Origin of the sequence: Thorsellia kenyensis (assembly GCF_042432445.1) — a bacterium.
Lineage (GTDB): Bacteria > Pseudomonadota > Gammaproteobacteria > Enterobacterales > Thorselliaceae > Thorsellia > Thorsellia kenyensis.
Window position 1 is genome coordinate 35,581 of the sequence record NZ_JBHLXE010000111.1, and the last position, 20,513, is coordinate 56,093.

General features: G+C 35.7%; 14 protein-coding genes. 11 read left to right on the forward strand and 3 right to left on the reverse strand.

Annotation, left to right across the window (positions count from 1 at the left end; all coding sequences use genetic code 11):
- The first annotated feature begins 302 nt into the window (after positions 1 to 302).
- From ACFFIT_RS12905 to ACFFIT_RS12955, 11 genes are all read left to right on the forward strand, one after another.
- Complete coding sequence (locus tag ACFFIT_RS12905; RefSeq protein ID WP_385878286.1) at positions 303 to 1,466, forward strand: LacI family DNA-binding transcriptional regulator; 1,164 nt, start codon at positions 303 to 305, stop codon at positions 1,464 to 1,466.
- A 214-nt stretch (positions 1,467 to 1,680) separates the two neighbouring features.
- Positions 1,681 to 2,697 (forward strand): UDP-glucose 4-epimerase GalE, encoded by a 1,017-nt coding sequence (gene galE / locus ACFFIT_RS12910; protein ID WP_385878288.1) that lies wholly within the window; start codon positions 1,681 to 1,683, stop codon positions 2,695 to 2,697.
- Positions 2,698 to 2,838: 141 nt separating this feature from the next.
- Positions 2,839 to 3,900, forward strand: coding sequence for a UDP-glucose--hexose-1-phosphate uridylyltransferase (locus tag ACFFIT_RS12915; RefSeq protein WP_385878290.1), 1,062 nt, complete (start codon positions 2,839 to 2,841; stop codon positions 3,898 to 3,900).
- 84 nt (positions 3,901 to 3,984) lie between these two features.
- The gene (gene galK / locus ACFFIT_RS12920) at positions 3,985 to 5,199 is read left to right on the forward strand and encodes a galactokinase (RefSeq protein WP_385878292.1); all 1,215 of its coding nucleotides are present in this window, start codon (positions 3,985 to 3,987) and stop codon (positions 5,197 to 5,199) included.
- 315 nt (positions 5,200 to 5,514) lie between these two features.
- The gene (locus ACFFIT_RS12925) at positions 5,515 to 6,549 is read left to right on the forward strand and encodes a galactose-1-epimerase (RefSeq protein ID WP_385878294.1); all 1,035 of its coding nucleotides are present in this window, start codon (positions 5,515 to 5,517) and stop codon (positions 6,547 to 6,549) included.
- Positions 6,550 to 6,756: 207 nt separating this feature from the next.
- Entirely contained in the window at positions 6,757 to 9,057 is a 2,301-nt protein-coding gene (locus ACFFIT_RS12930; RefSeq protein WP_385878296.1) for an alpha-galactosidase, read from the forward strand.
- 58 nt (positions 9,058 to 9,115) lie between these two features.
- Complete coding sequence (locus ACFFIT_RS12935) at positions 9,116 to 10,390, forward strand: ABC transporter substrate-binding protein (RefSeq protein ID WP_385878298.1); 1,275 nt, start codon at positions 9,116 to 9,118, stop codon at positions 10,388 to 10,390.
- 110 nt (positions 10,391 to 10,500) lie between these two features.
- Positions 10,501 to 11,388: a carbohydrate ABC transporter permease gene (locus ACFFIT_RS12940; RefSeq protein ID WP_385878300.1), complete on the forward strand. Its 888-nt coding sequence runs from the start codon at positions 10,501 to 10,503 to the stop codon at positions 11,386 to 11,388.
- Between the two features lie 2 nt (positions 11,389 to 11,390).
- Positions 11,391 to 12,218 carry a carbohydrate ABC transporter permease gene (locus ACFFIT_RS12945; protein WP_385878302.1) on the forward strand — a complete coding sequence of 276 codons (828 nt, stop codon included), beginning with the start codon at positions 11,391 to 11,393 and terminating at the stop codon, positions 12,216 to 12,218.
- A gap of 70 nt (positions 12,219 to 12,288) precedes the next feature.
- A complete protein-coding gene (locus ACFFIT_RS12950; RefSeq protein WP_385878304.1) occupies positions 12,289 to 14,589 on the forward strand; it encodes a glycoside hydrolase family 2 protein in 2,301 nt (766 codons plus the stop codon).
- A 3-nt stretch (positions 14,590 to 14,592) separates the two neighbouring features.
- Positions 14,593 to 15,720 carry an ABC transporter ATP-binding protein gene (locus ACFFIT_RS12955; RefSeq protein WP_385878306.1) on the forward strand — a complete coding sequence of 376 codons (1,128 nt, stop codon included), beginning with the start codon at positions 14,593 to 14,595 and terminating at the stop codon, positions 15,718 to 15,720.
- Between the two features lie 128 nt (positions 15,721 to 15,848).
- Here the strand turns inward: ACFFIT_RS12955 and ACFFIT_RS12960 are convergent, their stop codons facing one another.
- The 3 genes from ACFFIT_RS12960 to mobH form a co-directional block, all read right to left on the reverse strand.
- Positions 15,849 to 16,481, reverse strand: coding sequence for an IncC plasmid conjugative DNA transfer DtrJ family protein (locus ACFFIT_RS12960; RefSeq protein WP_385878308.1), 633 nt, complete (start codon positions 16,479 to 16,481; stop codon positions 15,849 to 15,851).
- Between the two features lie 95 nt (positions 16,482 to 16,576).
- Positions 16,577 to 18,409 (reverse strand): conjugative transfer system coupling protein TraD, encoded by a 1,833-nt coding sequence (gene traD, locus ACFFIT_RS12965; protein WP_446697458.1) that lies wholly within the window; start codon positions 18,407 to 18,409, stop codon positions 16,577 to 16,579.
- 4 nt (positions 18,410 to 18,413) lie between these two features.
- Positions 18,414 to 20,144 carry a MobH family relaxase gene (mobH, locus tag ACFFIT_RS12970; RefSeq protein ID WP_385878311.1) on the reverse strand — a complete coding sequence of 577 codons (1,731 nt, stop codon included), beginning with the start codon at positions 20,142 to 20,144 and terminating at the stop codon, positions 18,414 to 18,416.
- Positions 20,145 to 20,513 lie beyond the last annotated feature (369 nt).

Sequence of the window (20,513 nt, forward strand, 5' to 3'; positions counted from 1 at the left end):
CTAGAATCATTGAGATCATTTTAATTTTATTAGTGGAAAATACTGATTAAATTTGAACTATTCAATTACACTAAACTGAGTAATTTAAACTCATGTTTTTTTTGTTTTTTGTTTTTTGTTTTTTGGGTCGGGATCTTTTTTAATATTTCATTTTGAACGATTAATATTAGATTTCTTCTTGCTTGTCAAAATGACGAATGACGTTATTTAATACGTTGGGAACAAAAATAGACAAGATAAGTCTCTTCAAACCAAGCATACTTTCTATTTATTGAAGACAAACTATTTAAAAAGGATGATTTATGGCGATAACGTTTAAAGATGTTGCAAAACTCGCTGGCGTATCAACTCAAACTGTCTCTAGAGTCATCAATGGTTCGCCTAGTGTTACTGATGCAACTAGAGAGTCTGTCAATCAAGCGATTAAAGCGCTTGGCTACATTCCAAACAAAAATGCACAAATTTTAAGCCGTAATCAATCTAATGTCATAGGCATTATTTCACTTGATTTTTCCTTGCACGGTGTTGCACTCACCACCAATGGAATTAGAAAAACCGCTAAAAAAGTCGGATATGCGACGGCTTTTTCAATAAGTGAATCCATTAACTTTGAGAGTGTCAAACAGAGCATACATGAACTCCTCTCTCAAAAAGTAGATGGTATTGTTATCAATATCCCGTTAGATGCCAAAACTGCTGAATTAATTCAATCTCAATATCCTAATACACCGATTATATTTATAGAGGCATCACCAGATGCACAGGTTAATATGATATATAATGAAAACCATCAAGGAGCTTTATTGGCAGCAGAACATTTGATAGCACAAAATAGAAAACGTTTTTTATTAATTACTGGAGATGCAGCATCAACTGCCTCCAAAATTAGGCTAGAGGCGTGGATAAATTGTTTAAAGCAAGCCGAGGTTCATATTGTTAAAATTTTCCAAGGTGATTGGAAAACACCCTCTGGCTATCTATCTATAAAACAAGCGATTGCCAGTAAAATTGATTTTGATGCCATACTCTGTGCAAATGATCAAATGGCCTTAGGCGCGCTATGTGCACTGAATGAAAGTGGATTTTCTGTTCCTAAAAAAATAAGTATTATGGGATTTGATGATACCCAAGACAGTATTTTTTTTACCCCCCCGCTCAGTACGATCAAACAAAATTTTGAAGGGATTGGCCACGCTTCTGTTCTTCAATTGATTAAATTAATAGAAGAAAAAATTCAATTCAAGGAGTGGATTCAACACCCTCAAAATACAACAAATGGATTGAGTGAATCTCTCAAGTCAAAAAAATCAAATACCTCGAATTTTATTAAAGAATCTATCGCTGTTGAACTGATTGTAAGGGAAAGTTCAATTAATCCAAAAACCACTGAAAGATCTGCAAGTAAAGAGCAACTTATCGATCAAATCAAACAATTACATAATATAGTAATGAATTTACCAGAGTAAGACTCCTTTGCAGCAGTTCTATGATTGAGTCAGATGAGCAAATTTTTGCTTTAATCAACTAAACAATATATATGTTTTAAAACATACTATATTGTTTTCGAAAACATTGTGATTTAAACCAAATTTATTGATATAAAAGTTCTTTTTTTTAAACAAATACGTTATCATTAAAACTACTTTTGTTTACGAAAACAAATCTAATTTAGGAGCACATATGAATATTTTAGTTACTGGTGGTTTAGGATATATAGGTAGCCACACATGCATTGAGTTAATAAATGCAGGATATCATCCTATTGTGTTTGACAATCTATCTAACGCCAAAAAACAAGTCATCGACAGAATTAAAACTATCACAGGAAAAGAAATCACATTTGTAGAAGGAGATATTCGTGATGAATCCGCTTTATCTTCACTCTTCGAAAAATACCAATTTAATTGTGTCATTCATTTTGCAGGTCTAAAGGCAGTAGGTGAGTCGGTACAGCAACCATTAAAATATTATGATGTTAACGTTAATGGAACGTTAACTTTACTCAGAGTCATGCAGCATCATAACGTTTATCAATTAATTTTTAGCTCGTCTGCTACTGTCTATGGAATTCCTGATACTGTCCCAATAGAAGAATCTGCACCTACAGGCCAAACAACCAATCCTTATGCTACTTCAAAATATATGGTTGAACGTGTTTTAGAAGATACAAGTGCCTCTAACCCCCATTGGAAATTCATCATACTTCGCTATTTTAATCCTGTAGGTGCACACCAAAGCGGTTTAATTGGTGAAGATCCACAAGGCATACCTAATAATTTGATGCCGTTTATATCACAAGTAGCTGTGGGTAAAAGAGATAAACTGTCCGTTTATGGAAATGATTATGAAACAAAAGATGGCACGGGTGTCAGAGATTATTTGCATGTGGTAGATCTTGCCAAAGGCCATCTATCAGCTGTTAAGTATATCAGTACATCTAAAGGAACTACAGCATTTAATCTAGGCACTGGTAACGGTTTATCTGTTCTTGAGGTGGTAGAAGCGTTCAAAGAGCACAACAAAGTGGATATACCTTACGTAATTACAGAAAGACGAGCTGGAGATATAGACAGCTACTATGCCAATAACAGTAAGGCAAAAAAACTTTTAAATTGGCAGGCTGAACTTGACCTTGAAGACATGGTTAAAGATACATGGCATTGGCAGTCTAATAATCCCAATGGCTATGATGAATAATTAATCATTGGTGGCATACCATGATCCCTAACAAGTTACAGTGTATGTTCCTAATGATGTTTTAGATACGTATAGCTTTTTTAAAACTTATTTTTTCCTAATTTTATTTTATCCACATCAATTCAGATTTTGGAGAATCTCATGTTTGATTTCAAAGAACATTCTCATAGACGTTACAATCCTCTACTCGAACAATGGGTCCTCGTTTCTCCTCATCGTTCAAAACGCCCTTGGTCTGGCCAAAATGAAAAACAACCTACAGAATCTCTCCCTGAATATGATAAAGGGTGTTTCTTATGCCCAGGCAATGAAAGAATTTCTGGTGATAAGAATCCCGACTATACTGGAACTTACGTCTTTCAAAATGATTTCTCTGCGTTATTACCACAAACCCCCTCTTTGCCAGTCTCAGATGACACAGATAGTTCATTACAAAATCGCCTTTTAAAAGCGCAAAATGCACGTGGGATCAGTAAAGTAATCTGTTTTTCTCCAAAACATAATTGTCCGATGCCAGCACTAAGTATTGAAGAAATAGAGAATGTCATTACGACTTGGCAATCAGAACTTAAACTTTTAAGCCAAGACTATTTATGGGTTCAAATATTTGAAAATAAAGGGGAAGCAATGGGTTGCTCCCAGCCTCATCCACATGGGCAAATTTGGGCCAATGATTTTTTGCCTAATGAATTGCATAAAGAAAACGTAGCTTTAAAAAAATATCATGATGAAAATGGCTCAAATTTACTGTTAGACTACGCACTTTTAGAATCGAGTCTTAAAGAACGTGTTGTCGTTGAAAATGAAGACTGGATAGTTGTTACCCCCTACTGGGCTTCATGGCCTTTTGAAACCCTATTATTACCTAAACAACCTCTCTTTCGTTTAGAAGAGATGACGCACAGGCAATCTCATCACTTGGCTAAAATATTAAAATCTTTGACAGTAAAATACGATAATTTATTTGAGACATCCTTCCCTTATTCAATGGGTTGGCATTTTGCGCCCTATTTTAAGGACAACCGTTCTATTGAGCACTGGCAGTTACACGCACATTTTTATCCACCTCTATTAAGAAGTGCTTCGGTAAAAAAATTCATGGTCGGCTATGAAATGCTCGCAGAAGCACAAAGAGATCTTACACCAGAACAAGCTGCGCACAAATTGCGTGATTTATCTGAAAAACACTATCTATTTGATTAATTCAAATAGTTAAACATAAACTTCGTCTTCAAATTGAGGCGATTTAATTGAGTAATTGATTACATCGATATGAAGGTAAAAACGATGAGTACAACAGAAAATTTAACAAACACAGCTTATAATGGTGTAGACAAGTCATTAATTAGCAAAGTCAATTTAGCCTTTAGTGAATTGTTTAAAATGCCAGCCCAACATTTTGTTCAATCGCCAGGTAGGGTCAATCTGATTGGTGAGCATACGGATTATAATGAAGGATTTGTATTACCTTGCGCTATTAACTACCATACACTTGTTGCAGTTTCACTAAGAGATGATAGCCAAGTACATGTAGTTGCATTAGATTATAATAATCAAAAAGATATTATCGAACTTGATAAACCCCTTTCTTTTAACTCTTCACCCGAAATGATGTGGTCAAACTATATCAGAGGGGTTTTGGCGGAAATCATAAAATCTCACCCCTCAATTAAAGGGATGAATATCGTTGTGAGTGGCAATGTCCCTCAAGGCGCTGGCTTAAGTTCTTCCGCATCACTTGAAATCGCGATTGCTCAAACGGTAAATCAACTTAATGCTCTTAACCTTTCTGAAAAGGAACTTGCGATTATAGGACAAGCCGCTGAAAATAATTTTGTCGGCTGTAATTGTGGAATAATGGATCAGATGGTTGTTGCAGCAGGTGAATTAAATCATGCCATGCTATTAGATTGTCGTAGCCTCGCAATAGAAGCCATTGCCCTTCCTAAAAACTTGAACATTTTAATTATTAACTCAAATAAAAAAAGAGGCCTTGTTGATAGTGAATACAATTTAAGGCGTCAATCTTGTGAGCAGGTAGCCAAAACACTAGGTGTCTCTTCCTTAAGAGACATAAACATCGATAGGCTTATGCATTCGAAAGATAAACTTGATACAATCAGTTTTAAAAGGGCTCTGCATGTGATCACCGAAAATCAAAGGACCCTTGATGCCACCATTGCTTTAAAAACACACGATTTAGCCACTTTATCTAATTTAATGCAAGCCTCTCATCAATCAATGAAAGAGGACTTTGAAATCACCGTACCAGAAATTGATTTAATTGTGTCTTTATGTCATGAGGTCATTCAAGACCAAGGTGGTGTAAGAATGACAGGTGGAGGATTTGGAGGCTGTGTTGTTGCCTTAATTCCTCAGGAACTCATAAAACCTGTTATTGAGACAGTAGAAAAAAATTATCAAAAAGAGACGGGGCTTATTGCCTCATTTTACCTGTGTCAAAGTGCGAGCGGTGCCGGATTATTGGACATACGAGTGTAAATAACTCAAGCATGTTTTTTTGTGTAAGTTAAGTATCTTGACAAGTTCCGCTCTCCATTTTGTTTTACTGTGAGATACCCCCTAATTAATCGGTATCCCTAACAGAATGAATTGTTTAGATTTTAGCCTTGACTATAAATTAGGAACAAGCTAAGAACGAGTCTTTTGCAATTGACTAAGTAACATTTATCGTTACATTTGTAGCGATTAAATAATGTTTCCTGATTTTTTTGTTATTTAATATACATTGAGCATTTAATTGATAAATTAGATCTGCATCTGAAATAATTACACCTAATGGATAAGATATATTATATGACTCATGACAGTTTTTATGAACACTTTGCTGATTCACTCTATGAGGATGGCAAACCAATCAATTTAGTCAAACTAACAAACAAGAATAATGTTTCTATTACCTTAATGGACATTGGTGCAACATGGCTAAGATGTCAATTACCTCTTAAAAATACTCTAAATGAATCTTTTAGAGATATTATTCTTTTTGCTAAGAATCTATCCGCACATAAAAAACAAACTGCCTATTTGGGAGTGACTGTTGGACCTTATGCTAATCGAATCGCAAACGCCTGCTATCATCTTAATGGCAAGCACTACTCTTTATTAGCCAATGAGGGAGAGAATGCACTTCATGGGGGACAAATAGGACTAGATAAACTCCGTTTTGAAATAGCACATATCTCAAAGCAATCAGTCCATTTTAAAACTCAAAGTCTGATTGATGGATTCGCTAAACCTATTGCCATTGAGGTCATTTATGAATTGTCAGACGATGATTCGATTTCCCTTACTTATAAAGGATTAAGTAGTGAAGATACGTTTTTAAATTTGACGAATCATGCCTACTTTAACTTATCAGGTATAGAGTCAGAACATTCTATTTTCGATCACTTTATTTATTTAAATTCAAATAATTATCTTGAGCTATCAGAATCAAATATTCCAACAGGCAGGATAGTCAACTGCAAAAACACGGATGCAGATTTAACCACCCTATCCCAATTCAAACGTCCTTATGACACTGCCTTTATTCTGGAAAAAACAGCTAATCAAAGTGGTAAAGCTGATGTAGTTCTTATTAGTCCAGATAAAGATGTCAGTTTAAAACTGTTCACGACCAAACCTTCAATTCAATTATATACAGCTGATTTTATGACGAATGCAGAAGGACCTTTTGGAATGTATCCTAGAAGTCACGGCGTAGCGATTGAACCACAATATTTTCCTGACGGGCCCAACCACCCTGAATGGGTAGGAAAAAATGGTTTTTTAAAAGCAAATTCAGCTTATGAACACAAGACAATTTATCAATTAACTTTTTCGCAGTAATTGCCTGATAACCCAATAAGAGTTGAGACAGTTATCAACAACAAATGTTTGCGATAACAATGTGAATAAGAACACACTTTTAATTTAATAAATACCTAAAAACAATATTATCAAGTAACATAACAGACATTCATGTAAATAAGTTTTATACTAAATTATAAATATTCATCTATATTTGTTTTCACTAACATTGAAGAGTTACCCATCATGACAACGTTCAATCAATTGATAAAAACTAACATTAAAGAAAGTGCAGCAAAGGTCATTCACTTAAAAAGTTCAAACCTGAGTCTGTTGATTTTATGTGAGCGTATGCCAACTCTGATTTATTGGGGCAAAAGAATTAAAAATCTCAACTCTTCGTGTATTGAATTACCTCATGATGAAGAACGAAACACGCTAAACGATGAAGTCTCTTTAGTTTTAAATATGCTAGCTGCATTATCAAAACCAGTACCTCAAGGTGGACTTGACGATTTTATTCCGTTGAGTTTATGTCCAGAGTCGGCTTCAGGACTATTTAGTAGCCCAGGTGTTGAAGGACACAAAGAAGGCAAACACTGGGCGCCTTTATTTAATTTAATTCAATGTGAAGTGAGTTCACATAAGGATGTGGAGAAATTACAGTGCATACTTATCGATAATATATGTGAACTTGAATTAACAATCGAACTTAAGCTCCATACAAAAGAAGATATTGTGGAAAAAAATCTCAGCTTAAAGAATTTAAGCCAAAGCCCCTACACGTTGAATAAACTGGCTCATACCCTACCCTTTTTCGACGAGGAGTCTGTACTTACCTCTTTTCATGGTCGCTGGTGTCAAGAGATGCAAAAACTGGTACAACCCATAGAAAGAAAAAGTATTATTCAAGAAAATCGCAGAGGCAAAACCTCGTTAGAATATTTTCCTGGTGTCATCATTAGCAAACGTGAAACAAATGAATTTCATGGAGATGCAATAGGCTTTCATTTGGCATGGAGCGGAAACCATCAATTTAATGTTCATGTCGAGACTGATGCTAAAAGATTTGTTCAAGCGAATGAGCTTTTAATGCCAGGAGAAATTATATTACAAAACAATGATACATATCATGTACCTACTTTATATGCCTCTTATAGCCAACAGGGTTTTAATGGGATGTCCCAAAATTTTCATGCGTTCATCAGAAACAATTTAGTGAAATTTGCTCAAGATCTCCCTGTTAGACCAATCCATTTAAATACTTGGGAAGGCATCTATTTTGACCACGACCCCAAATATATTTTATCTATGGCAGAAAAAGCCAGTGAAGTGGGTATTGAACGTTTTATTATTGATGATGGTTGGTTTATTGGGCGAAGCGATGACAAACGTGCATTAGGGGACTGGTATGTTGATAAAAATAAATATCCTGAAGGACTCACTCCCATTATAGAAAAAGTGCATGCTTTGGGTATGCAATTTGGGCTTTGGGTAGAACCTGAAATGATAAGCAAGGAGTCATTACTCTTTAAAAACCATCCAGAATGGTTGCTTGAAACCCCTGGGTATATTCAGCCTACGGGTAGATATCAATATGTGCTGAACTTACAGCTAGAAGATTGTTTTGACTATGTTTTTGAACGCTTAGATACACTACTAAGTGAATATCCTATCAATTATCTAAAATGGGATATGAACAGAGATTTAGTGCAAGCTTCTCACAACTTTACCGCAGCCTACAGTAAACAAACCCATCAGGTCTATCGCTTAATTGATAAGCTTAAAAAGAAGCACCCAAATGTTGAAATTGAGTCTTGTGCTTCTGGTGGCGGAAGAATGGATTATGAGATATTAAAAAGAACCCAAAGATTCTGGGCATCTGACTGCAATGATGCATTTGAAAGACAATCTATTCAACGAAATCTCAGCTATTTTTTCCCACCAGAAATTTTAGGGACTCATATTGGAGCATCCATAAGCCATTCGACTTATCGACAACATACTGTCAATTTCAGAGCGATTACTGCCTTATTTGGTCATATGGGAATTGAGTTCGATCCGCTTAAAACCCCAAGTTCCGAATTAGATGAATTAACTCATTATCTTACACTGCACAAAGAATTAAGACCTTTACTTCATAAAGGTAAAGCGTTTCGTCTAGATTCCATAGATAAAAGCCAAATTATCCATGCGGTCAGTGATGATACTCAAACCATTATCTCTATTGCACAAATGGCCATGCCCAGTTTTTCAACGCCACCCGTTGTTAAATTGCCATTTTTAGAGGAAAACAGTCGATACAAAATAGAGTGCTTAGATATCCCAGCAAACTGTGGTCATTTGATGAAGAAATGGCCTGAGTGGTTAAAGCATTTACTACCCTCTATGGGGACTTATGACTTCAAATCACACACTTCAATTCAGATGGCGAAACAAATCCATTCACCTATTTGGCTAAACGGTGAGATGATTGCCAACATAGGACTTGCTTTACCTATTTTAGATCCACAAACCGCTATGTTGCTTAAATTAACTAAGCAATAAGCACAATCCTTACGTGAAACTGAACCTAGAATCACGTACCAACAAAAGGGAATAAACGATGAAAAAAAACGTAAAATATACTCTCAGTCTTTTAAGTGCCTCACTTAGTTTATGCTCATTAAGTGTGTTTGCAAAATCTGATAGCCTGACTGTTTGGGCTTGGGATCCTAATTTTAATATTGCGATTATGCAAACTGCAAAAGAAATTTACCAAGCGAAAAACCCTGATGTAGAAATCAAAATAGAAGATTTTGCTAAAGCAGATGTGGAACAAAAAATGCAGGCAATGCTAGCCTCAGGGATGAGCGATACGCTACCTGATATCGTTTTAATAGAAGACTATAATGCACAAAAGTTTTTAACTTCCTATCCAGGCGCATTTGAACCTATGAATGGCAAAGTCGATTACAGTCAATTTGCCCCTTACAAAATAAAAATGATGACTGTCGATGATAAAACTTATGGACTCCCTTTTGATACAGGTGTAACCGGTCTATATTATCGCACTGATTATATTGAACAAGCAGGTTTTAAAAAAGAAGATCTGCAAAATATTACTTGGGATCGTTATATCGAAATAGGCAAAACCGTTAAAGAAAAAACGGGAAAATTTATGATGGGAATGGAGCCAGCTGAAGCAGGATTAGTACGTATTATGATGCACTCGGCAGGTAGCTGGTATTTCGATGATAACGGAGAATTAAACCTTAAAAATAATACCGCCTTCAAACGTGCTCTTGAGTTACAAAAAGAGATGCATAAAGCGGGAATTGTTAGACCTGCTTTAGGATGGTCAGATTGGGTAAGTGTATTCACCTCTGGAGATTCCACTAGTATTATTAACGCAGGCGTATGGATAACTCCGACGGTAGAAAGTACCAAAGATCAAGCTGGAAAATGGGCTGTAGCTCCTTTACCCAAGTTAACTGGCGTTGATAACGCTACGCATTACTCAAATATTGGTGGCTCGAGCTGGTACGTTTTTTCTGCTAGCCCTAATAAAGATAAAGCCATTGAATTTTTAAATGAAACATTTGGTAAAGACGTCAGCTTCTATGACAAAATTCTTACCGAACGTGGAGCTGTAGGAACATTTATCCCAGCAAGTCAGTCTGAAGCTTATAAAAAACCGATTGAGTTTTTTGGTGGACAAACTATCTATCAAGATTTTGCTAACTGGTTTGGCCAAATTCCTAGCATAAACTATGGTCTCTATACTTATGAAGCGGATGAAGCACTAAAAGCGCTTATGCCTGCTTACTTTAATGACCAAATGACACTAGATCAATTAATTGAAGAACTCGAAACTTCTTTACAGTATCAAATTCAATAGTTTTTAATAATTCATGGCTTAACGAATAACAAACGTTAAGCCATTAGTTTAGCCAGTGGATGTTTTAAACACTTTATGTTGCATCAATATGCAACCCAAAGAAGGTAACTATGCAAGCTACTCAACGTAAAAGTTTTCATAAATTTTATGACATTAATGGTTGGCTTTTTGTGTCCATCGCCCTTGGGCTGATTGCCATATTTATGCTTTACCCTATTATCAATTCTTTGTGGCTATCCACTCAATCTGGGAAAGGGGTTGTTACTAAATTCGTCGGTTTAGGAAATTTTTCTCGTCTCTTAAATGACAAGGTCTTTTTAACGGCATTGACCAATACCTTTATTTTTTTAATTATTCAAGTGCCTATCATGATCTTGATATCTCTTGCCACAGCATCGTGTTTGAATTCTTCAAAACTCATGGGCCGCAGTTGGTTTAGACTGGCAATTTTTTTACCCTGTGTCACTTCATTAGTCGCTTATTCTATCGTATTTAAAAGTATGCTGAGCTATGATGGGATTGTTAACTCCACACTTTTATCGCTCGGTATCATTGACTCACCTATCCCATGGTTAACCGACCCTTTTTGGGCGAAAGTCACCATTATCGTTGCCATCACATGGCGCTGGACAGGCTATAATATGATTTTTTATTTAGCTGCTATGCAAAATATAGATAAGTCTATTTATGAAGCAGCTAGACTTGAAGGAGTCACCCCGATTCAGGCTTTCTTTAGAATTACGATTCCTTTACTCAAACCAGTCATTTTATTTACTTCCATTATGTCAACCATAGGGACACTTCAACTATTTGATGAAGCGATGAATATTACTCAAGGTGGCCCGTCTAATGCAACCCTAACGTTATCCATGTATATCTATAACTTGTCCTTTAAATTTGTGCCTAATTTTGGTTATGCAGCTACAGTATCGTACGTCATTGTGATATTTTCTGCGCTGTTTGCGTTTATACAGTTTAAAGTGGCTAAGGATAAATAAAGATGAATAAGACTCCTCGTTTTTCTGATAGATTTTATCGTATATTAATGTATGTTTTTCTCTCTTTTATGGCATTTGTTTCGGTTTTTCCATTCTACTGGTTAGTAGTAAGCAGTACCAACACCTCAACCGATGTCACTAAAGGCAAATTAACATTTGGATCGGAATTTATAAATAATTTTTCTAGACTCAATGAATCCGCTGATTTGGGATTGATGTTTTTCAATAGTGCTAAAATCTCTTTATTAGGTACCATTCTTACATTAATTGTCGCTTCTCTCGCTGGCTATGGGTTTGAAATTTACAAATCAAAACTACGCGATCGCGTTTTTAATGTCATCCTGCTAACCATGATGGTTCCTTTTGCGGCGCTTATGATCCCACTTTTTCAAATGATGGCAAAGTTTAATCTGTTAAATACCCATCTAGCCGTTATCTTGCCAAGCATTGCCTCTGTTTACATCATTTTTTATTTTAGACAATGTGCAAAACAATTTCCTAAAGAGTTAATTGATGCGGCTAGAGTCGACGGTGTTAAAGAGTGGAAAATTTTTGTCTATGTCTTTTTTCCATCCATGCGTTCAACCTATGCGGCGGCATTTATCATCACATTCATGGCTAACTGGAATAACTACCTGTGGCCTTTAATTGTTCTTCAGTCTTCTGAAACTAAAACGTTAAATCTAATGTTATCTTCTTTATCCTCTGCTTACGTCCCTGATTTTGGCGTAATAATGATAGGCACTTTAGTGACTACCTTACCTACATTATTGGTCTTTTTTGCTATGCAAAAACAATTTGTGGCAGGGATGGTAGGTTCAGTGAAATAAAGCATGTACTTTGATTTATAAAAGCAATATTTACCCATAATTCTATATATTTAATAATAGAGGCACTCTAATGACTCATTCAAATGCTACATACAACTATAATAATGATTGGATTTTTATTGAGGGAAGTTATACTTCTGTACCTGAAGATAAATTATCAGCGAGCCAAAATGTAACGCTCCCACATAATGCCGTAGATTTACCTTATAACTATTTTGATGAAACCTGTTATCAAAAACCGTTCACTTATCAAAAAGTCATTCATTGGGAGCAATCTTTTGAAAACAAACAAGTTTGGATCCAATTTGATGGTGCAATGGCAAATTCCCACGTATACCTTAATGGAACTCTTATTTGTGAACATAAAGATGGTTATACTCCTTTTGAAGTCAATATTACCCCTTATCTTAAAGAAAAAGATGGCGTTCTGACAGTCATCATTGATGGCTCTGAAAACCCGAATATCCCTCCTTTTGGCGGTCAAATTGACTATTTAACTTATGCGGGTATCTACCGCCACGTTTGGTTAAAAACTAAAGATGAAATTCGTCTCAAAAACATCAGAGCGATTCCAACACATATCTTAGCTGACGATGCACAAGGTCAACAAACCACGTCTAAAACCGCGCAGCTTGAAATCACTGCATTTATTGAAAGTGTGGATAATGCCCACAGTGAATCTAAAACGCCCGTTACCCTAATTGCTACGCTTAAGGATAAAAATAATGTCATTGTTTCAAGTAAAACAGTGACTATTACCCTAGAACAAAATGTATCACAAACAGAGTCAACCTTTGTTATTGATGATCTTAATCTCATTGAACTTTGGGATGTTAACAACCCTGTTCTTTATACACTAGACGTAAGCATTGCTAATCAAACAAGCCAAGATGTTTTTACCCATAAAATCGGCTTTAGGCAAGTTAAATTTACTGAGAATGGCTTTTTACTCAATGGGAGAAAACTAAAAATCCGTGGGATCAATAGGCACCAATCATACCCTTATGTAGGCTATGCAATGGGTGATCACGCTCAGCGTATGGATGCTGATTTAGTTAAAAAAGAACTGAAATTTAACTTAGTAAGAACGTCACATTACCCTCAAGCGAAAAGCTTTTTAGAAAGATGTGATGAGTTAGGTCTACTGGTTTTTGAAGAAATCCCTGGATGGCAACATATAGGTGATGAAGCCTGGCAGGCGGTAACGATTGATAGTGTTAAACGAATGATTGAAAGAGATTGGAACCATGCAAGTATCATTCTCTGGGGAGTTCGTATCAATGAATCTCCTGATAATAGATCTTTTTATGAAAAAACCAATGCTATGGCAAAATCTTTAGACATTAGCCGTCAGACTGGAGGCGTACGCTGCATACCAAACAGTGAACTATTAGAAGATGTCTATACTATGAATGACTTTGTTTTAAATGGTGGAGAACTTGCATTACGTACCCAACAAGTAGTAACCGGCCTCGACAGAAAAGTACCTTATATGGTCACTGAGTTTAATGGTCATATGTTCCCGACTAAACGTTTCGATCCTGAGTTACATCAAGTTGAGCATGTCACGCGCCATCTTCGTGTAATGAATGCCTATTATGCCGATGAGTCTATATCTGGAGGCATTGGTTGGTGTTTATTTGATTATAATACTCACAAAGATTTTGGTGCAGGTGATAGAATTTGTTACCACGGCATCACTGATATGTTTAGGATCCCTAAATTTGCCGCCTATGCCTATAAAAGCCAGTGTGAACCTGAGGAAGAAATTGTTCTACAACCTGTTACCGTATGGGCTCGTGGGGAACGCCCTGAATGCCTTGTTTTACCAACGATGATTTTAACTAACCTGGATAAGGTTGAATTTCAAGTAGGCGATCATACAATTAAAACAGTCTATCCTTCTAATAATCGTTATCCCAATCTTCCTCACCCACCTATGATTGTAGATGATTCTATTATTTCAGCTGAAGAGTTTGGTCTTTGGGGGATGAAATGGTCGAGCGTCACTATGCGTGGCTATCTCAATGGGCAATGTGTTAAAACAGTGCATATGCCTGAAAATCCAGTTGCAAGCCATTTAACCATCGCTAGCGATTATGACTCCTTACCTGTAAAACAAAGGGCACAAACACGTGTCATAGTAAATGCATTTGATCAAGCCGATAACATTTTATGGTTTATCGATGATTTTATTACGATAGATGTTCAAGGTGATGCAAAAGTAATTGGTCCTACTCAACTTATTCTTAAAGGCGGCGCGGTAGGCTTTTGGCTAGAAGCTGGCAATACGCCAGGCCCTGTATCAATTAAAGTCACTAGTAACCGTTTTGACGCAGTGACGTTAAGCATTACTTTAACTGAGGAATAACTCATGGCTGATATTTCAATTAAAAAATTAATTAAACGGTATGATAAAACCCAGACCATTCACGGTATAGATCTTGAAATCAAAAGTGGTGAATTTACTGTATTTGTAGGCCCCTCTGGGTGCGGTAAATCAACCTTATTAAGAATGATTGCCGGACTTGAAGAGATTACAGAGGGAGAGTTATGGATTGACAATCAATTAGTTAACCATGTAGATCCTGCTAATCGTGGTGTGGCGATGGTTTTTCAATCCTATGCACTTTACCCTCATATGACGGTAGAAGAAAATATGGGATTTGGCTTGAAAATGAATGGCGTTGATAAATCTGTTATCCAAGCCAGAGTTAATGCCGCCGCAAAAACTCTTCAAATGGAACATTTACTTAAAAGAAAACCAAAAGATCTGTCCGGAGGACAAAGGCAACGTGTTGCCATAGGAAGAGCGATAGTACGTGAACCTAAGGTTTTCTTATTTGATGAACCATTATCTAATCTTGATGCTGAACTGCGTGTTGATATGCGCTTACAGATTGCTAAACTACATTATGAGTTACAGAACACTATGATTTACGTGACACATGATCAAGTCGAGGCAATGACGTTAGCAGATAAAATCGTAGTTCTTAGAGCTGGCAATATAGAACAAGTAGGCTCGCCACTTGATTTATATCATAGACCCATCAATGAATTTGTTGCAGGATTCATTGGATCGCCTAAAATGAATTTTATTCCGGGTGTTATCAAATCAAATAACTATGAAAATGGTGACAAAGCCTATGTTACGGTTGAATTAGCTAACAAGCAGACTATCGTATTGCCTATCAATTATTTAGAAAAAGTCTCAATTGGAGATAATGTCAAATTAGGAATAAGACCTGAACACATCCAACTTTTTAGTGATGATACGGTAGTTCCTGATACTCACCATACTCTTGTTTTTGATAGTGAAGTTAGTGAACGTCTTGGCAGTGCCACATACCTATTTGGACGAATAGGTGATGTTGAAGGATTTAAAGTACAAATGAATGGCGATCATCATGTGGGTATGTTTCAAAAAATTAACGTCATGTTTGCGTTAAGTGATTGCCATTTATTTAATAAAGAGGGTTTACGGATTTCACCCAATAACTAAATAGATTAAAAATTAACGCAGTTTAACATGTTCTAAAATCAATCCTCCGCTGGGGGAGGATCGATTTTAGAGATTATGACAATACCAAATCTTTCCAGAATCAATAAAACCAGGGGCCAACTCTTCTTCTATCGATAGTTGGCATTAGCAAAAAGTAACATAGAAAAAAATCCTACGATAAGTGACAACAATAGTAACAAAAATAATGTCCATGCATACGGTAATATTAAGACATAAAGTAAAAGCCAACTCGCAGCAATAATAGCTTTTATGGCAAAACCAAAACGCAGTGCACTAGGCAAAGCAAATTCGTAGCTTTTCTTGCGTCTTATTAGCTCTCCTTCAATACTCAAAGCAACATAATACACACACAACCACGGTAAAAACAGCGTCAATACATTTTTTTTAAATAAAACCAAAAACCACAGTTTACTCAAAAGTTCAATACGCTGATTCATCCAATTAAAATAGCTGTTTCCTAAGGTTTCTAATCCCTTAGAATGCATTTTTTCATCTCCACTTGGGATAAAAAAATGCTGTACATGTTTTTTTAATCCTGAATGAATGACTAATTTTTGGTAATCGCTGTTTGTCTTTTGCAGTATCCGCTGACAGGTTGTATCCCCTAGTACATTTTTAATATTTATTTGATGTTCATTTATGTGCAATGTGAGAGATTGTTCGGTAGATAATCCGAGAATTAATAGGCAAAGCACAAGCAAAGACAGGGATAGTAATATGATGAGGAAAATTTTGTTCACTTAATTTTATTCTATTTAATTGTTTTTTTTCGTTTTCGGAACTTGTCAAGGTAGTTGTTAGTTATTCAATAGCGTTTCATTATTTAGTTAAACAGTTAATGAGTGGTTAAAATAGGTAATCTGCCCTTTAAAATTTTTCCCCCAGATACCATAGCGATATACTCAAGGTTGGGTAACTGACCAAGTAAATCTTTAGGAAAAAGTGTCACTTCTTCTTCCTGAAGTCTCTTTCCTGCTGAACCACTAGCAAGTAGTAGTTCTTCAGCATGATTATTTGTCCCAATATCATTAATAATTGTATTGATCCTTACCATAGGAAAATTATCAGCGACATATTGCTGAGTTTTTGCATCCATAATTCTGAAGATAAGAAAATTATTGATATTACCAAGAACCTGAAGTGCCTTAGCTTCACTTCCTGTTCTCGCCGCGAAGTCTGCAAATGTCTGTGTTGCTACGACACAACGCATTTTTGCACCACGTCCTTTATTTAATAATTGAATAAAGGGATCGTTTATAACTTCAGCCGCTTCATCAATAAAAATATTTACAGGGAGATTTTCAATTCCATAATTATATCTATCCCCTGCAACCGCAGTAAGATCGGATAATAATAAAGAACCTATCGCACTACCCACCATCGCATCTGTCAGTGAATCTAAGCCGATATAAGCCACACTATTCGTTTGGATAATTTTAGCAAAATCAGTAATTTTATCATCAATATGCTCCAGGGTAGATTTAGGGGAAAGTAAGGGACCTAACTCACTTGAAGTCAACATATTTAATACTGGCATTAAAGAGGCCACCATCTTTGAGTAATGTGTTCTATCATGCTTGAACATACTTAATAATCCTTCCAAATCGCTATTAGGATAATGAGGTTGTACTTCTGAAAAATAGTATTCATATAAATAATGTGCCATTTTCATTTTTTGGTTATTGGCCTTAACTTTTATCTCTGTAAATACTTCATTAAATTGTATGATATTTTTTTTAGCATAGGCATATACCGCTTTGACAACTAATTCTTCAGGACCACTTTCTAGATAATAACGAAGTGTTTTAAGGCTAGGTCTTTGCCCTATGATGAGTAATCCCTGCACAATGTTATTCAGTGCCATTTGACCAAATGCTTTAAAGGGATCGGCCCCAGTTTCTGATGGAATGAGCGCAGCAATACGACTTGCTATCTCGGTGCCTCGATTAAAATTTCGCAGCGGATTGATTTTGACAGAGTGCTCAGGGAAGCCAGGATGAAAGTAGATAAATCGTTCAGCAGCACAGATATGTTCACAAGCCCTTTTTGCATTGTTACATAAAGCTTTGTCTCCTTTAGGATCGATAATTATAACCGCTTCATTTCGCAAAATAGCCTGAGTGATCAATGTATCAAAGCAACGAGTTTTTCCAGCACCAGTGGTTCCAACAATTAGGGTATGTCCCTCAGTATGCAAAAGGGGCTGAAATAGATAAGTCTGTTTAGCATCCAATCCATGTAGCCAGTGTGCACCGAATGTACTGCTCTCTTTTTCAATACTTTTTTGACTTGATTTAGAAATTTTAGAATGCATACGTTGAAAATCAATCAAACGTTGAGTATGCTCTGCTGTCCACTCAAAGCCTTCTCCTAACCAAAGGAGATCGTCATGCTTTGTCATCAATTCACTTAACGCATCTACATTCATAAAGGTAAGAGAATGCCCTTCCCCTTGTGGTTGAAATTGACTCAACTGAATGCCTTGCCTAAATTGATATATAATATAAAGAAGTGCCAGCAGAGAAACAATCATTGCATAGATGAATGGTAATGCATAGTATTTAACATAACCTATCGTATTGAAAATAAAGATAGCCCATAACCAAATTGATGCATGTTCATAAATTGGTCGGTAAACATTTTGATAGCTAGCATATTTTTTTTGCATCCATTTACTCTTTTTCATACATCTTACTGATAGCTATACGATCTTTATGCGAGAGTGAAATAAATGCATTTCCTTCTGAGCTTAATTCACATTTTCGATGATGGATAAAAGATTTAATGAGTAAATTCTCATCATATCCTTTAACACTGAATGCTTCTCGAAGCTCATATAGATTAAAGGATACTCCTAATTCATTTATTTCAAGAAAGTTTGAAAATTCATTTAAAAGCAGATGAATTGTCTGTTGAAAAAAACTTTTTGATGTCACTTTTATTTTTCCCTGCTCCTGCTTTTTTATTTCGTTGAGTAAAGAAGGTGCTTTGTGTTGTGAATGGCATAGTTTAGTATTGCTGACATATGGTGATGTCGTTGGTTCAAAAAGCGTATTATTAAGATCAGGAAAATTTGATATATTGACATACCCTGTATTAACTGCAGTGTTTAATTTATTTTTATGAAGCAGATTTTGCTGCTGTTCTTCACAAGATGTAGCAGCATGAGTTACTAAATTTTGTTTATCACTGCAGATGCTATCAAGTACTTTTCCTGTACCTCCCCTTTCAAATTCAATGGTATTAATAGGTTCGCCTCTTTTTAACTCACTAATGAACTTAGTCGGATTTTTTATTTGAACCATATTTAAAAAAATTTTTTTGTTCCCTTGGCTTAAACAACTCGGTGACAATTTTATGAATACCGAGCTGTCCTGTTGTTTTTCAAAAAAACCAGATTGATTCAATACATCAAAAAGAGACTCTTGCGAATATCCCTCAACGATGTAATTGATCTGCAACTTTTCTAAAAGCTCTTGGCACGCATGCCCCCAAACAAGATACAAACATTCACTGTTACTCTCTATTTGATACCAAAATCTTGCCCCCCTTTGGTTGACAGTCCATATTTCATCTACAATTAATGAACTAATTATTTGTTCGACACATTGTATTAATGTGTTTTTACATGGTTTAGTGGTGTAGAGTTGGGATTTATTTGCTGATGTTTTAAAATGCGTTTCAACACTTTTTTGATCCGCACGAAGGATCCAATCGGTTAACTTATGCTGCTTATTTTGCAAGGAAATGCCGTCATACAATTCAATAAGAATCTCAGTTCCATACTCACAAAGCCACATAAGCAGAGGTTGGGTTAATAAGAATGAACATGAAAAGGCTGCCAGCGATTCATGCACTTTAAATCTACCTTTGGCCCATTCAATTTGAATATCAGCTGTAACAAATGGCGTGGACCACTCCTGAAAACTTTCTTTAAACGGCTCCCAAACTTCTGAGGTATTAGCTATTTTAATTGTCATATCGGTAAAAAGTTTACCAAAATCATGACTTAGTCCTGCTACAAAAAGCGCAACTCTCCATTTTTTTTCTAACTTTTTTCTTCTCTCTGGAGCACCATCCGATACCAGTATTTCATCTTCGGTCAAAATTAGTAAAAATAATCCGACTTCAAGACTATGTGTTAACAGCCCCCCTTGGTAGGCATGATGATGCATTTGTGAAGCAGGAACAAAGTAACTATATGCATAGAATCTATTCAGTGTGGGTATGATTAATTCGATATATTCATGTTCACTGAGGCAGAGTAATGTTTTTATCCTGGAAATTAGAATACTTACCTCTTGAGATATATTTTGGGGGAGTTTATTTACAATATATTCGTTTGAATTAAAAAATATCAACTCTTTAGTAATTAATGATTTGCTATCTCTTTTTATGTCCATTTTATTGTACCATCCTTGTTATCTGACTGAATTCAGCTAATAGTAAAATTCAAATAGCTGTTAGCTTTTTACTTCCTTGATTTGAAATTTTATTTTTACTTTTATTTTTATTTTTACTTTTACTTTTACTTTTACTTTTACTTTTACTTTTTACTTTTACTTTAAATTGAAAATTTTTATCTTGCGGAACAATTTAAAACGCAGTTAGTTATATATTCAATGAAATCGTTATATTTAATTAGTGTTTGACTGAGACTATTTTTTAAGTGTCATTGTTCATTATTTTGCAATAAAAAAGAGAGTAAATGCTCTCAGAAAAATTCACTTTTCTAGCGATTTTCTGGTGTAGAATTAGTTTTACTGCCTCTT